This is a genomic window from Roseicella aerolata (genome assembly GCF_020523605.1).
Taxonomy (GTDB): Bacteria; Pseudomonadota; Alphaproteobacteria; order Acetobacterales; family Acetobacteraceae; genus Paracraurococcus; species Paracraurococcus aerolatus.
This window is the reverse complement of sequence record NZ_JAJAQI010000006.1, coordinates 80,042-94,497: the sequence shown is the minus strand read 5'-3', so window position 1 is coordinate 94,497 and position 14,456 is coordinate 80,042. Positions and strand designations below refer to the sequence as shown.

9 protein-coding genes are annotated in these 14,456 nt (G+C 63.5%); 4 read left to right on the top strand and 5 right to left on the bottom strand.

All coding sequences use genetic code 11. The features are described from left to right. The first annotated feature begins 16 nt into the window (after nt 1–16). Together LHA35_RS05850 and LHA35_RS05845 are read left to right on the top strand one after the other, a co-directional pair. On the top strand, nt 17–1,705 hold the full coding sequence (locus LHA35_RS05850) for a nuclease-related domain-containing DEAD/DEAH box helicase (RefSeq protein WP_226605714.1): 1,689 nt from the start codon (nt 17–19) through the stop codon (nt 1,703–1,705). Then, the gene (locus LHA35_RS05845) at nt 1,702–2,682 is read left to right on the top strand and encodes a hypothetical protein (RefSeq protein WP_226605712.1); all 981 of its coding nucleotides are present in this window, start codon (nt 1,702–1,704) and stop codon (nt 2,680–2,682) included. Before LHA35_RS05850 ends, LHA35_RS05845 begins: the two co-directional genes overlap by 4 nt. On the opposite strand, the gene LHA35_RS05840 is transcribed toward LHA35_RS05845, so the two are convergent. Continuing rightward, a complete protein-coding gene (locus LHA35_RS05840; protein WP_226605710.1) occupies nt 2,675–5,545 on the bottom strand; it encodes a helicase-related protein in 2,871 nt (956 codons plus the stop codon). The genes LHA35_RS05845 and LHA35_RS05840 overlap by 8 nt on opposite strands. A 12-nt stretch (nt 5,546–5,557) precedes the next feature. Next, a complete protein-coding gene (locus tag LHA35_RS05835) occupies nt 5,558–8,446 on the bottom strand; it encodes a hypothetical protein (protein WP_226605709.1) in 2,889 nt (962 codons plus the stop codon). Nucleotides 8,447–9,220: 774 nt separating this feature from the next. Here LHA35_RS05835 and LHA35_RS05830 point away from each other — a divergent pair. Continuing rightward, nucleotides 9,221–9,808: a recombinase family protein gene (locus tag LHA35_RS05830; RefSeq protein ID WP_226605707.1), complete on the top strand. Its 588-nt coding sequence runs from the start codon at nt 9,221–9,223 to the stop codon at nt 9,806–9,808. Nucleotides 9,809–9,891: 83 nt separating this feature from the next. On the opposite strand, the gene LHA35_RS05825 is transcribed toward LHA35_RS05830, so the two are convergent. The 3 genes from LHA35_RS05825 to LHA35_RS05815 form a co-directional block, all read right to left on the bottom strand. Continuing rightward, entirely contained in the window at nt 9,892–10,383 is a 492-nt protein-coding gene (locus tag LHA35_RS05825; RefSeq protein ID WP_226605705.1) for a hypothetical protein, read from the bottom strand. 107 nt (nt 10,384–10,490) lie between these two features. After that, on the bottom strand, nt 10,491–11,123 hold the full coding sequence (locus LHA35_RS05820; RefSeq protein ID WP_226605701.1) for a YkgJ family cysteine cluster protein: 633 nt from the start codon (nt 11,121–11,123) through the stop codon (nt 10,491–10,493). A 139-nt stretch (nt 11,124–11,262) separates the two neighbouring features. Next, nucleotides 11,263–12,684: a hypothetical protein gene (locus LHA35_RS05815; protein ID WP_226605698.1), complete on the bottom strand. Its 1,422-nt coding sequence runs from the start codon at nt 12,682–12,684 to the stop codon at nt 11,263–11,265. 145 nt (nt 12,685–12,829) lie between these two features. On the opposite strand from LHA35_RS05815, the gene LHA35_RS05810 reads away from it, so the two are divergent. Further along, nucleotides 12,830–14,386, top strand: a complete 1,557-nt coding sequence (locus LHA35_RS05810; RefSeq protein WP_226605696.1) for a hypothetical protein — start codon at nt 12,830–12,832, stop codon at nt 14,384–14,386. Nucleotides 14,387–14,456: the final 70 nt, after the last annotated feature.

Genomic DNA, 14,456 nt, shown 5'->3' with positions numbered 1-14,456 from the left:
CATCGATCCCGGTTCCATGCCGCATGACTCGGAAGCGAAGCTCATGACGGCCCTCCGCGATCAGCTTGGCGATGACCACATCGTCCTACATTCGTTTCCGTGGCTGTACCCTGCCCGAGACGACATGGATGCACCGGCGCGCGAGGGTGAAGCTGACTTTGTCATCTTGAACGCAAATGCTGGCATTCTGGTGGTCGAAGCGAAGGGAGGAGAGATCGTCCTTCGAGAGCGCCGCTGGCGGCGTCGTACGGGCGGAGGACTGAAGGAGATAAGGGATCCCGCCCAGCAGGCGCGGCGGGCAATGCGGGCCCTGAAGAAGCGCGTTGGGCTCGTATGTGGAGAGGAGTTCGCAGACTCCGTTCGGTTTGCGACCGCCGTCGCCTTCCCGCATTGCGTATTCAAGGACCAGCCGCCGGCCGATCTACCTGCGGAAAGCATAATCTGTATGGACGACTTAACTGAGATCGACCGTGCGGTTGCGCGGGCCTATGCCGTGGCTGGCCGGCCCACCGCAAAGCTCTCACCGGAGAGCTTCTTGCGCCTCCGGAAGGCGCTCGCTCCCGAGTTCAGTGTGTATGAGCCGCTCAGTCTGCATGTAGGGAGAGACTCGGAGGCGCTGGCACAACTCACCTCACAGCAACTCCAGGTCTTACAGGGCTTCGCGGTGAACTCCCGGGCGGTGGTACACGGAGTGGCGGGCTCGGGGAAAACATTGCTCGCGCTCCGATGCGCTCGCAAGTTTGCCATGGACGGACGGCGGGTGCTCTTGACCTGTTTCAACGCCGAGCTAGCCAAGTGGATGGGCGAGAAACTCGATGAAGAACCGCTGCCTGGCCCGCACCCTATCACCGTCCGACATTTCCACGGGCTTGCCTCTGATGTCTGCCGTCGGGCTGGCATCGACTTCCGACCTGTTGGGGCTCCCGAGGTATTCTGGGACCAAGTGGTGCCCGACCAAATGGTTCAAGCAGCGACGTCGATCGAAGGAGACGGCAGTCTCTTCGATGCCCTAGTGGTCGACGAGGCGCAGGACTTCAGCCCTGGGTGGTGGGACGCTCTTGAATACCTAACTGGGCTCGACGACTCGGTGCCGCTTTGGGCCTTTCTGGACAGGGCGCAGAGCCTTCGGCGGGAACCAACGGACCCTCCGATTGCGGGTGCGATCAAGCTCCCACTCGACGTGAACTGCCGGAACACTCGACGCATTGTACACTGCGCCAGTCTTGCATCCGGCGTTCAGAGCCAACCCGCTCCTTTGGCGCCGCTCGGTCGACCTGTTCGCAGCCTGAGCCCGCCCTCACAGCAGGCGGTCGCAGGTCTGATCCAAATGGAGATACGGAGATTGCTGCAGGATCACCGTCTCCGTCCGGACCAGATCGTGCTGATCGGACCGAGTTCCTGGAGAAAGGGCTCCTTGGCGCGGGTCGAGTCGATTGCCGGCGTCCCCATCGTTGACTCGGCGTCCGAATGGAGGCGGGGCGGCAGTCTTCTCTGCACCACCGCCAGGAGCTTTAAGGGTTTGGAAGCTGACGTGGTGGTGCTCTATGACGCGACGTCCCTTGGACCCGTGTTCTCTGAAAGCGATTTGTACGTGGCGTTGACGCGGGCGCGAGGTCATATTGTGATTGTCATCACGCCATCCTCGCTCGGGCAGTCGCTCGAAAGCGCCGCCACCGCTTCAGCGATGCTCGGAGTTACGCCATGACGTCAGATGCATGGGCGGAAGCGCTCGGATATTCGAGCGGGGAAGGGAACCTACCAAACCCGGGTGTGCTCGCTCGGGACATCCGCGGAGCCGTCCTTGAGGCAGGCCAGATCCACCGCCATCAGATCATCCGCGGCTTAGCCGAGGCGTACGAACCGTTCTCGCCGCCGACCGAGGAACTCCGCCGAGTGGTCAACGAAGTGCTCTCGTCCCTGGTTTTAGCTGGCGATCTGGTCCAGCTTTCATCGGCGGCAGGAATGGCCTTCTCCGCGACGCCGCCGCGTCTCGTCGACTGGGGAAGCGACGAGGTTGTCATACTGGGTGCTTCAGCGTTAGAGCCCTCCAGCGTCTCAGAGGTGGTGCGGCGATTGCCGAAGACAGGGTATGACATCGCAGACGCGCCGCCGCTGGTGACACTTCAGGAAGAACTCGGCCCGCCGGGTTGGCGGCTCCGACACGTCGAACTAGGCGGGGCGGATACGATCGAGGGGCCTCCTGCGCTGTTTTCGCGGGCGGTTGACTTGGCACGCGGCGGGGACAGGCTGGCGCTGGCTGGAGCGGACCAGATAAGAATTTTATCGGGCCGTGGGTCCTACTTCGGGCGCCACGACTCGGAGCAACCGGAAGGGCGATGGCGAGTAATAGGCCTCGATGGCGCCTTCCCCGCCGTACGGAGATCGGGCTTTCGATGGGAGCAATGCATCGTCCATATCGAGGAGCGACGAGCCACATACTGGGACGTGCCGGATCTTGATCTCTGGCGTTGGGCCGTCATTGGCTACACGCAGACGCTACCTCAACCGACTTACATCGCGGACGGCCAAACCGGGGTGCTGCAGTTCCATGTCCCCGTACCCGTTCAGATTCGACGTGCCCTCTCGATCGCCGGTAAGCCGATGAAAGCTTGGTCTTGGTCGGTGGGTGCCAAGATGCCGGGCATCGTAGGTATGCTGCTCGGCGAAGCCCAGGTTAACTAATTCGCAGGACGTAGACTTTAGCGCTAGCCCTGCATCGTGGAGCTTTCGAATATGCTTCAAGCCGCGTGACTCTGCTGCGGTTCGCGATGGTTGCTGCTTCACGAGCCAGGTTGGCCGAACGGGAACGGGCACGGTTGAAGTCGAATCGCTGATCGCGGCGTGCCTCACTCTCCACCAGAGCAGCAGCGGTCTGGTCATGCACCAGTGCGCCCTGCTCTATTTGATACAGCCGCACGGCGAGCGTATCTGCAAGGCGCCTCTTCAATTCTTCCGACGATCGGAGCAGCCGATCCATAATCCCCTTCTGGAGAAACTGCCTCGCTGATCCGACGAACGAGCGGCCGCTCTCGTCGAGGCGCACCGTTTTGATGCAGCGTGCCATGCCGTCCCCCCAAAGGGGGCAAACAAATGGGGTAGCGTCGACTGCTTCGAACTCGGCCCCTACCTGCACCGCCCCGAGAGCTATGAACCGGGGGGGATGCTGCTCTTCAAGCCAGCGGGTATCGGCTAGGTAATCCTCGAACGTGCGCCGCTTAACCATATCTAGAGCTTGCGCTTCCGTGCGGCTCAAACTGCCGCCGGTTATTGAGTCCAGCTCACCTTCGGGCAATGGAGGAAACGTTGGTGGCAAGAGCGCACCGACGGCGATTGCGACCCTATTGCCCTTCCATGCTTCGGCGGGATGTCCGGACGGGAAGGCAACACTGTACTCGATCTCGCTTGAGAGAGCCGGGAGGTTGGTGAGCCGCTCCACAAGCGAGTCGTGGAGTGCGTCGCCGTGATCGAAGAAGTGCAGGACGCGTTCGCGCTGATCACGAACGGTGATGTGGCTGACTACCGGCGAACGAATCTCCCCGCGTTTCAGCAGCAGAGCCTGCATGTGCCAGGGCCCTCGGTCGTCCAACTCGGGCACGGTGATATCCTCGCCCTCAGGGCGGCGCGCGTACCAGAGGGTCCTGAAACGCTGGCGACTTTTCTCGTCCCGATACTTCCGAAGGTCGAGCCAGTGAACCGCTTGGCTCAGGCGCAGCAAATACTCTGCTGCGGCCTCCCGTTCGTGAAACCATGACCGGAAGCCGTTTCCTCCTTCGCTCAGGAGGGGAAGCGCGTAGCGCTGGCCGCGCAACCCGTCGTAGCATTCAGCCATGCGTGCTGCGCTCGGGAATGGTGGAAACTGGGTAAGTGAGAGCCACCCCTCCGCCCGAGCGGCAGCCTCACCCGCCGCATGAACTAGCGCCGCCCACTCCCCGCCAAAGCCGTACGCAGCCGCCTCAATGGCCGCCACAACCCCCTTCCAACTCTCATCATCATAGACTTGACCGCCTTCGAACACGCCAGCCGCTTTGAAGACCTGGACGACCTTGTCGCCAATCGACCCGCTGACCACGATTGGCGTGATCCACACGTTCTGGATGCCGGCGCCTCTGCGGATGCCCAGTCTGTCGATGCGGCCGATCCACTGATCCGCAAGAAGTGGCGACCACGGCAGCGAATAGAAAATAATCTCGTCCGCCAGTTGAAGGTTCAGACCAACTACGGACGCCTCCGCCGCGACCAGGACACGGGCCTCACCAGCTTCGAATGGATCCATTTCTTCTGCAAGGTCTACAATCTGAGACTCCAGTTCCGTTGTTGAACTGCTGCCGATGTTCCGCTTCGTCGCAACATGTACACCGACGAGCGGCTCAAGTGCGTCCCGAAGGTAATCCACCGTGGGGTTGTCCTCGGCCACAACGAGCACGCGGCTCTCCGGGTGCTCGCGGAACTTGATCGTCAGGTGGTCGACGAGTTCATCAAGGCGAGCATCTCCCGGGTTGCGGGCTTCGACCTCCATGTCTGCCACTCGCTTCGCTAACTCGGAGCTGCCTCGAGGCAAGGTGCTCGCACGGCGCAGCAATGCTTGAGGGCTGCGGCAGGCAATCTGGAGCAGGCGCTGTCCTCTGACGTTGACGCCGGTGTCCTCGAGTGCATCGAGATAGCGCCGGACTGTCTCGACCCTGCCGAAATCACCGTCCGTCCCCTCGACGCAAATGGGTTGATAGACGCGGCGTGGAAGCCCTACCGCCACATCACGGCGCCTGGTGCGAATTACTCTCCGAAACAGACCGTGGACCTCCCCGAGCTTGTGGCGAACGTCAGCGATAGGTTGGGCGCGCAGAAAGCTTGGGAGTGTTCCGCTTTGCAGCATCTGCCTCGCGACATCTTCGCGCTCGGCCAACAGGTTTAAGACATCGACGTTCAGAAGTTCTGCCCGCCGGGAGAGATCCGGCTCAAGGATGCCCAGGATCTCGCGGCGCATGTCCTCTTGATGGAGAGCCGGCGTAGCGCTCAACAGAAGTACGTGCGGGATGACGCGTCCTGCGGCAGCGGCGACAGCGCGCACTTGCTGCGGGTGTCTCGGAAACTCGTCGACGACCAGTACGTCGTATTCGTCGGCCTCGAGCCTCACTTCTCCCAGAGAAAGGCGGGTGGACCTGAACAGATTCAGGAATAGCCCACCGAGTTTCGGTGGTGGTACCCCGTCGCCCGACGGCTCAATCGCCACGACGTTGGCTCGGGCCAGCAGTTCTTTCTCCCACTGCAAGGTCAGGTCGTCTGGGACGACCAGTGCGACCCTCAGCCCGCCTGGCCGGCGCGAGGCCAAGCCTCTCAGAACCATTAGCGTCTGAACGGTTTTGCCTAATCCGACTTCGTCTGCGATCAGCCAACGACAGTGGGTGCCGGTGAGGACTCTCCGCACGGTGTCTACCTGGTGCGGATACGCGAATGCCGCGACGCCCAGCGAACTGAGTAGAGCTTGCCGCCCATCAATGGCGCGGGCCTGTGCGTGGACCTGCAGCCAGAACCGGTTCATTGCGTCCATTGCCATAACCGATCAAAACTCGTTACTATCGCGCCAGCGAAGGGCGGCATACCTGACAGCTCTGGCCACAAAGGGGTCGTGCGCCATGGCGCGGAGGGCATCGCTGTGGATGCCACGGTCCTCTTGCGCCATCCAGAACTGGAGCGCCGCCATCGCTGCGTCTAGCGTGAGGTGTCCGCGTGGCAGGCAGTGCGTGGCACTCCAGGCGGCAAGCAGTTCCGCACAGTCGGCGAGTTCGGCCCCTTGATATGGGTGACCTCTGAGCGCCTCTACGCCTGCCTGCGGCACTATCAGCTCCAGCAGCCCTGTGCGGAAAACCGCCGAAAGTGCGAGTTCGCACGCGCGATGCCAGTCCTCCTCCGGTGATCCGAAGTCGTGATCGTCCGCGCCCACTTCGGGCAGGCGCCCCTCCGTGTTCGCGAGCGATAGAGTCTCCGAATACGCGTCGGCAAGTGCCTGATCGGCGAGCGCAGGATCGAAATCGACGGGGTTGCAGGGCCAGGAAGGTGACTCAGACTGCAGCAGCCGTACGAATGCATACCCGAATCTTGATACGTCGCCTGGCGTGAATGCCTCTGGCAGTTCGAAAAGCCGGAGGTGGCGCGCGGCAAGGAACAGTGCTTTGCCTGGATCACGTGGCACCTCCCGCTCACGCGCTTCTGCGTCCGCCCAGCCGCGTCCGCACAGGGCGAGGACCAGAGGTTCTTCGAACTGCTTCACGACCCGAGCGCGCACCGCATGTGCCGCCAACGAAGGGCAAACGGCAGTGGACCAAGCCCGACGGGCTTCCACCAGAGTGCGGAGGCCAGCGCCGGCACCACGGAGCCGGCGCAACCCCGACAGATCAGATAGATCCGCGGCGAGGTCATTCAGGTTCATCCGGTCGGTTGCGACGATTAATCCTGGAACTGCATAGCCGTTCTCACCTTCCCTCACGGCCAGGAGCGTCGCGCCATGGGTTGGCTCGTCGACTGCTTGCACGTTGGTAAAACGATGCGGCCGTGGCGCTTCGGCGCGCACGATCCCCGGTATTGAGCGTGCAAAAGCAGCGCTTGGGTCCGGTCCCCAGTCGACTTCGCCACGTCTTGCTGCGAGCGGGATAGACTCCCTGTAAGCGTGTCCGATCCGCAACCGAAGTTCGCCACGGCCATTATCTACGAGCGTTTCCAGGACGTCCGACCGATACAAAGATTTCAGAATGGCTCCGCTGGATGAGAGTTGCGAGCCTGTCGTTACCCGTTCCCTCGCGTGGGCTAGGATTTTACCCGCTGAAAGCAGGGTGATCTCGAGTGGCCACTCCCCAATGCCGAAACGCGACTCAAGTCGCAAGTGAAGGCGTTGTTGAAGAATTGCGTCGAAAAGTGAGTCCCGCTCGAAGATTTGGACAGCGGGAAGCGCTTCACCGACCGAAAACGGTTCTACTATGCGGACCCCTAGCGAGGCGGCGGTAGTCGCGGCAGAACCTCCCCTACGATTCAACCGAATTACTTCCCCGCTCCCCGCATCGGCCGCTGCGATGAATAGAGCGCGGCCCACGGTCGCAACCCGGCGCGGCTTGGCAATCGCGTCGACGGGCGAGCGCACGCATCGTCTGCTGGGTGAGAGTTGCCCTCGCACTTGCAGCACGCCCTTTGCGGTAAGCGCCTCGCGTGTCGCTGAAGATGAGAGGTCCGCCGAACGGATAACCAAGCCACAAACTTCCCCCTCAATGGGAAAGCCAGCCCAGCCCGGATCAGCGGGCGCTGTGGCGATCCAGAGTTTCCCTTCCTGTTGCGATAACGGCGCCGTGGCCCTCTGCGCAGCGTCGTCGCCGGATTCGAGGAACAGAATAGGCAGAGACCAATCCACTGTCCTCGCTGCAAGTGCTCTTGCTGCCGGTGTGTCGGGCCCGAATACGGCGTCAGTATCACCGTAGGCGGCACCGCTTGGTGGCGAATTCATGCCGATCGGGATAGGAAGCGTCCCCAGTGCGTGATCGGGTGGGACCGGAGGTCCGCCTCCCCAAAGCCGTGGACGCCAGCCCTTCGCCCTGGCGGTTCTGCGCATCACGTCCAGGAGTTCCGACGGCAATGGGCTCCATGAGACAAAAAGCGCGAACTTCGCCCCGGAGCGCTTCAGCGTCAGTTGACCCGGGTCGCTGGGCGTCGCGTCTGGCCTTCGGCTTAAGGATTTCGCGCGTTGCTGGGCTGAGCGAAGGGTGAGGAGTGCGTCAGCCTGCGCACGATAGGCATCCTTCAGCCGCGAGAATGTCGCATCGTTGATCTCGCTGGCTGCATTGTTGGTCAGCAGCGCCATCAGCACCCTTCTGGCCGTCTGCTCGTCGCTCAGCCAGTCCGTCAGGCGCATACCTTCGTATGAGGCTGCCCAAGATCTCAGCCCTTCGAGGTTACGGCTTCCGCCGGTGGTTGGAAGGGACGACGCCGGCGACCGCGCGAGTAATCGGGCGATCGATCCGGCGAGCTCCGCAGGCATCAGGGCGTTTGCTATCGGCCATGCGATGATCGAGAATTGAGTCGCAAATCCACTCTCGATCGGCCTCACGATTGGGTAACGGTTCGCCAGTTCGTCGTAGGCTGCCGCGAGCGCGCCACGCTCAGAGGGGGCGACCGGCGCACCCAGAAGAAGTTCGAGCCTTGCCCAGAAAACGGTACCAACGCCTTCGTAGCGATGGCCAACTTCGGAGGCGGCACCGCAGGTGAACAGCGGGTACTGCTCGGCGAGCGTGATGAGAGGCAATCCTCGAGCCGCCATTGGGATGACCGAGTCCGGGTCCTCCCAGACGGCAGCCTCATCAACGGCTTCGATCAAACAGCGCCTATGGTTTGGGCTCTCACGAGCCCAGCGCCGGAGGATACCCCCAAGCTGTTGCTCCAGGCGCGCGATCAGGCTGAGTTGCCGCATGTCCCCCCCTGATGGCACACCGCCACCTATACGTTACCGTATCCAAGTCATCTCGGCTACGGCCACGAACGAGGAGTTAAAACGCATTCAACTGACAGTGTCTCACGAATGTGCTCCAGGCTCGCTTCCCTAGCACCCTTACCGACAGTGACCGTGAGCAGTTGCCCGGCTTGTAGCGACACCACGAGTGCCGGGCGACCGGGCACCAAGGCGCCTCATCCGCGGCCGTGCTGCGCCGTGAGGTGGTTCTGATGGCCGCCCCCGCGTGAGCTCGGGCGGGTCAGCCCAGCGCCCTGGAGACTCGTGCGAGAGACCCGATCTGCGGCGCCATCCACGAATCCTCGGCACGCGCATCGGTCCTCCGCACGCGCATCGGCGCATCCAGGCGCCTAATTGGCCGACCTGAAGCAGCGGGCCCGCCGGCTGGCTTTGCTCGTCTAGATATTTTTGGCTCAGCGCCAAAGCGGCACGCCAGGTGCTCATGCCGACTCCACGGCTCCACCGCGCTCACGACAAGGTATATCTAGCCCGATCGAACGCGCTCGGCGGCGTACATGACCCGCACCTCGGAACCAAGCGCGGCCGCGCCACTGGCCGATTCTCACCGGCGAGGGAATCACATCTTCCTGCATCGCGTACCCCTGGAGCTACTCGGTTTCTAAGCATTGCGCAGATGCACGTCTGCGCAACGCTGAGTGTAGCTCAGCTGCCCTGCGCGGTCGCAAGTTGCGCAGATTAATTGCAATATGAGCTCAAAATGCAACGGATTTGCACATGCAGCTGGGGTACGCACGCGTCTCGACCGATGACCAAGACGCTGCAGCGCAAGTGACCGCGCTCAAGGCTGCCGGCGCGCACCGCATCTTCACCGAGCGCGCGTCCGGTGGCAGGTGGAACCGGCCGGAACTCCACCGCCTACTCGACCAACTCCGTCCCGGCGACGTTGTCGTCGTCTGGAAATTGGACCGCTTAAGTCGTTCATTGAAGGACTTGATCCTCCTCCTTGAGCGGATCGAATCCACCGGCGCTGGCTTCCATTCACTCACAGAGCGCATCGACACGACCACCGCTGCCGGCCGCATGCTCACGCAGCTTCTCGGTGCGTTTGCCGAATTTGAGCGGGCCATGATTAGGGAGAGGACACGCGCCGGTCTTGCCGCTGCCGCGGCCCTGGGCCGGAAGGGTGGCCGGCGGCCGAAGCTCAACAGCGAGCAGCGGGCCATGGTGGTGCGGCTGGTCGAGAGCGGCCAGAAGACGGCCGCAGAGGTGGCTAGGTTGTTCGCTGTCGATCCGGCCACAGTGAGCCGTTTGCTTGCTGTCGCGCGTCACACCGCGTCGGCTACAACTGAAGCATCGGCCTAAACGCCGTGGTGCGCAAGGTTCGGCGGAGTCCGGTGAGGTGAGGCTACCAGCATCGACCTGGCTGCCACTGGGCAGGCATACCACTATCGTCGCGCTCTGGATTCGGCAGCCTTGCGGTCGACATACGCCCGCGCAGCTCGCCGGAAGCCGACGTCCGCCGCGTCGAGCTGGAGCAACGCCAATTCCATTCGCGTGCGGCCGCTTACCACGTCAAGGAACACCCCTTCGTATTGCTCGAAGCGAGTGGCGAAAGCGGGGAAGGTCGCCGGTGTGACCTTCGACCAGTCGAAAGCGGCGACCTGGTCTTGGAGTGCTACAAACGCGAGGACGAACTTGTCGCGCCCAGTAAGCAAGGCGGGGTCAAGCAGCCTCAGCGCCGTTGCGAGCCGCACCAAAAGTCCGTTCAGTTTTGCCGACAAGCGCTCTTGCCGCGTATCGTGCTCGGGACGACGGTCCGGGCTCCCTATGGGGACGCGCTCCATTGCGGCGAAATAGCTCTCGGTAATGCGGGTCAATCGCTTGTACTTTGCGTTCACCGCCTTCCGCCTTGGCGCCCTGGTCTTGCTCTTCGGCATGTGCCCTCCGGCATTCAAACTTCTCGTCGGACCGCGAGCAGGTGGGTTATCTGGCAGTCGGTGCGGTCTTCTCGAATGTTCTCCAGGCGCTCAGCGCCCGGGCACAATCAGATCGGGACGAGCAAAGCTCGGCCATGCTCGCCGAGGCGCACCCACTCGAGGATAGCCGGCACGCAGGTCTTGACGCCGAAGTGGTCGGCCCACTCCTGGAGGCGGCGCAGCTTCCGGTCGACATCGGCGACGGTGTGCGGATTGGGCGGCTGCATTTCGCATTGCGCACCCTGGCCGCCGTCTACCCGGCGCATGGCCCAGCCGCGGCCGTACAGCTTCTGCGTGAGCAACACCTTGTCGGCAAAGTGGAGCACACGGATAAGCTCGAAGTCGCAGGAGAAGGCTCGTCGCTCGTAGATGCCGCAGCGCCCAGTTGTCGTGTCCAGGTTCCGGCACCGGTTGCCGGCGACGTCCGCCTGCAGGTCGGAGAAGACGTCGATGGGTCGTCCGTTGACCACGATGGTGCGTGCCTCCTCCTGCCCCGGTCGGGCCTCGCCCGGCAGGTAATCCATCGTGTACTTTGCGCAGCACGCACCGCAGCCCGAGGGGCAGGTGAACCCCCGCAGTAGCAGCGGCGAGACGACAACCGGGCGAGGCTCGAACACACTCTCCCGGTAGGTGAACGGCGTCCTGCACAGGCCAGCGAGGTACACCGTGACGATCTTGTCGATGGAATCAGTGTGGGCCATCCGCCGGGCTCCTATCGGTCAGCACCAGTTAACGATTGTGCCGGACGCGGATCGAAGCAAGACGTTTCAGTCCGGCCGGACGAGGAGTTGTCCGTGGCGGATGCGCGCCGGCTTTGGGAGTGAGCTTCTGTCGGCTCGGCTACGAGAACCGATCCAGGTGGGCTTCGCACTGGCCGATCAGCTCCAGTGGTTCCGACACTCGGAGTCCCATGTTCCTTAGGTGCCGCGGAGTTGGTGCCTCGAACACCATCTCGATTAGTCGGCGTGCGAGGAGCAAGCCTTCGGGGAAGGCAGCGTACTCCTCGTTGGCGAAAGCCGCCTGGGCACGCGCGTGCGCCTGCACGAAGGCCTCGAGGTTGTGGTTCATGAGGAGGTAGATGCTGTCGCCGTCGAGGTCAGAGGAGCCTCCACTGCCGACGCAGAGGTCTCCCACCGCGATCCGCTCTCCGATCTGCGTTCGTGCCCGGAAGCGCCGGCGCAGCACACCCACTCTCCGGCTTCGAGGCAGGCGGGTAACACAGAAGTCGTTGAGCGACGTGGGATCACCAATGCGGCCGACTTTGGCGACGTTCACCGCGTGCAGGGCCCAGCCGTGTGCGTCCAGCGTCTGGCCGGTGCATGCCTGCAACTTGGCACCCATTCGGAATGGAGCGGCGCTGTCGTAGCTGAGCTGGAACTCCGGGTTGCCGTGCTGCCGGACGCATTCCTGGATAGTCGAGTAGAGGCACACGAGCGGCAGCTTCGCCTCGCCTAGCACATGAAGCCACCGCATCTCGCCTAAGATGCCGTCGTCGCGCATGTCGATCAGCCGCCGCAGCAGCAGGCCTAGGCTAGCCGCGTGATTGCCGGGGATGGCCCAATCCCGGAAGGGGTAGTGCCGTCTCATGGTGCGATACCAGGTGCCGCTCTCCCCGTCGTTGCGCCCCTGGATCACCTGCAGCAGGCTTTCTGGCTCGACCGCGTTCTCCAGGAAGTAGTCGTTGTTGATCATTGTCTGCTTGAGGCAGGCATTGAAGTCGAGCCCCTGGCCGTTTTCGGCGCACATGGCATGGAGGTCCTGGCCCTCGTCCAGCAAGCGCCTCACGTGTCGCCGGGCCAAGCCCTTCGATATTCCGCCCACGGCGAAGTCGAGCACCATGCGGAGGTCGCCGGTCCTCTCTTCCCACCGCAGCACCCGGTCAAGCGTTGCCACTCCCTCAAAGGGCACCGTGCCCTTCTCAATCTGATGGCCGATGCTGTCGGCCACCACGAAGGTTCGGGTTCGGTCCCGATGATCGAAGATGTTGGGCTTGGCCGCCGCTGCGGCCGTCTTGGCGCCCTGACCCGCGCTGTATAGGGCGTAGGGGTAACTGAAGAGCGGACCGCTGGAGTGCGGCACGTCGCCGCCATGACTGTGCAGCGCCGCCACGGGGGAGGCCAGGAAGTTCAGCTGCTGCACCCGCACGGGTAGTTGCCGCCGGAACGCGCCGGCCAGCACGAATTCGGCGTAGGTGCTGCTCACCGCCGGCAGGTAAAGGGTCGCCGGCAACGTCGGCAGCCCGGCATCCGTGGCCCGCATCATCCTTGAGATCCCCGGCGCCGCGTTGACGACGCGGCGAACCGGCTTAAAGTTTAGGCCCTAAACTTTCCATGCGCTACGGGCGGGAGGACACGAGGCCATGCGCCACGCCAGGCGACGCAGCCGCCGGAGCGCCGCTGATGTGCAGATGCGCGCAGTCGAGCGCGAGTTTGCGGCCGTCGCCGCCGCTGCCACCGAGGCGTCGGGTCACGACGAGGTGGCGCGGCATAGCCTGGGCCGAGCCTTGGAGGCCCTCTTCGACTTCGGAGAGCGGCTCCGGACCGAGCCGCAGCTGCTCGAGGCATTCCTGCAGTCGAGAAAGCTTCCTTGGAACAAAGTGACCGAGGCTAACCCATACAATGGCCTCGTAAGGCTGGCGTTTCCGAACATCAGCAAGGCGAGTGTCTCGCAGTACAGCTCCGTTTTGAGGCTGGCCCACGACACGAAGCCAGCGACCATGGGCTTCGTGGAGTGGCTCGGCCACGGGGGTGGCATCGCTGGTCGATACGGGGAAGCCCGACTCTACTACAATCCCGGGGCGCACGAGGTCAGGGAGGACGCGAGGCGGCACAGGCTGGCGCTCGCGCGCGATAACCTCGACAGGATGGCGATGTCGTCGCGGGTGAAACTCATCGGTGGCCGGAGATTCATCGACGGGTACGCCACCGCGCTCGTACGCATCGCGGATGGCCAAGCCGTGATTGTCGCCGTGCTCGAGCAGAACGAACAAAAGCTCGAGCCCGTGCTTCTCGAATTTGGGCCGCCCGAGAAGGCGAGGCAGCAGGCGCTCGTGGCCAGGCCGCTGTCCCGGCTGCACGAAGCCGTCGGTCTGGTGAGCGCCCTGACGGGAGACGAGGTGCAGAAGAACGAGCGCCTAATACTAGTGGAGAACGCCATGGACGACGGCGCGCCGATCTGCCGGGTCTCGTCAGTTTGCGCGGCACATACCTTCCCGTTCGCGCGGGTCACTGTCCCGCACCACGCCGCGGGCATTGGGCCGAATGGTCGGTACCTCCTCGACGCGGCGGGCGCTAGGCGGTTCGTGCGAGCCTTTCCCGGCGTGGACGAGTGGAGCATCGAAGGACCGGACAATGGGCAAGGCGCCTGCCACCTGAACTCGGCGAGGTGCTCGGTGCCGCTGCGGCCATTGGAACCGAGCGATCGCGCGCCACCGCTCCGCACGGCGGCCAGGCCGATGCGCCACTCCAAGCACCTTACGCTGACCGTCGACGCGATGACGGGCTACCTGCGCTGGATCGAGGGGGTCCGAGGCCGCGTAGCGAAGCGCAATCTCTCCCGCAGGCAGGCTCGGCCCATGCCGGAGCGCCTAGGCCTCATCCCCGTAGGCAGTGCTGTAGCGGTCACGGTGGAGGAGGAACCCAATCACGAAGTTTCACTCTTCCGCCTGCACGCCGGGGGGAAGATCGCACCCGAGCGATGGCTCTCCGTCAGGGACCTGGAGGCCGTGTGCCGCGCGCTCGAGCCGCGCGACATCCAGGCAGACGGCAGCTTCGTCGACGTGGAGGTCGCGGACGCGGGCGTGGCGCTCAGGACGCCGCTCGGCGGCGGTGCCGTGCTGGAGGTGCTGCTCCCCTGCGTGATCAGCCGAGGCATGGACTACGCCCAGATATGCGAGGAACTGGAGCCCGACGACGGCGCCGTGCCGAGAGGTGGCAGAAGGCGGAGGGTGCGTGATGTCGCGTGAAATGTAGCCGTGATTGTCGGTATTTCGACGGCCATGCGGGAGCCATGTAGCTGATCTATAAGATGGGTGC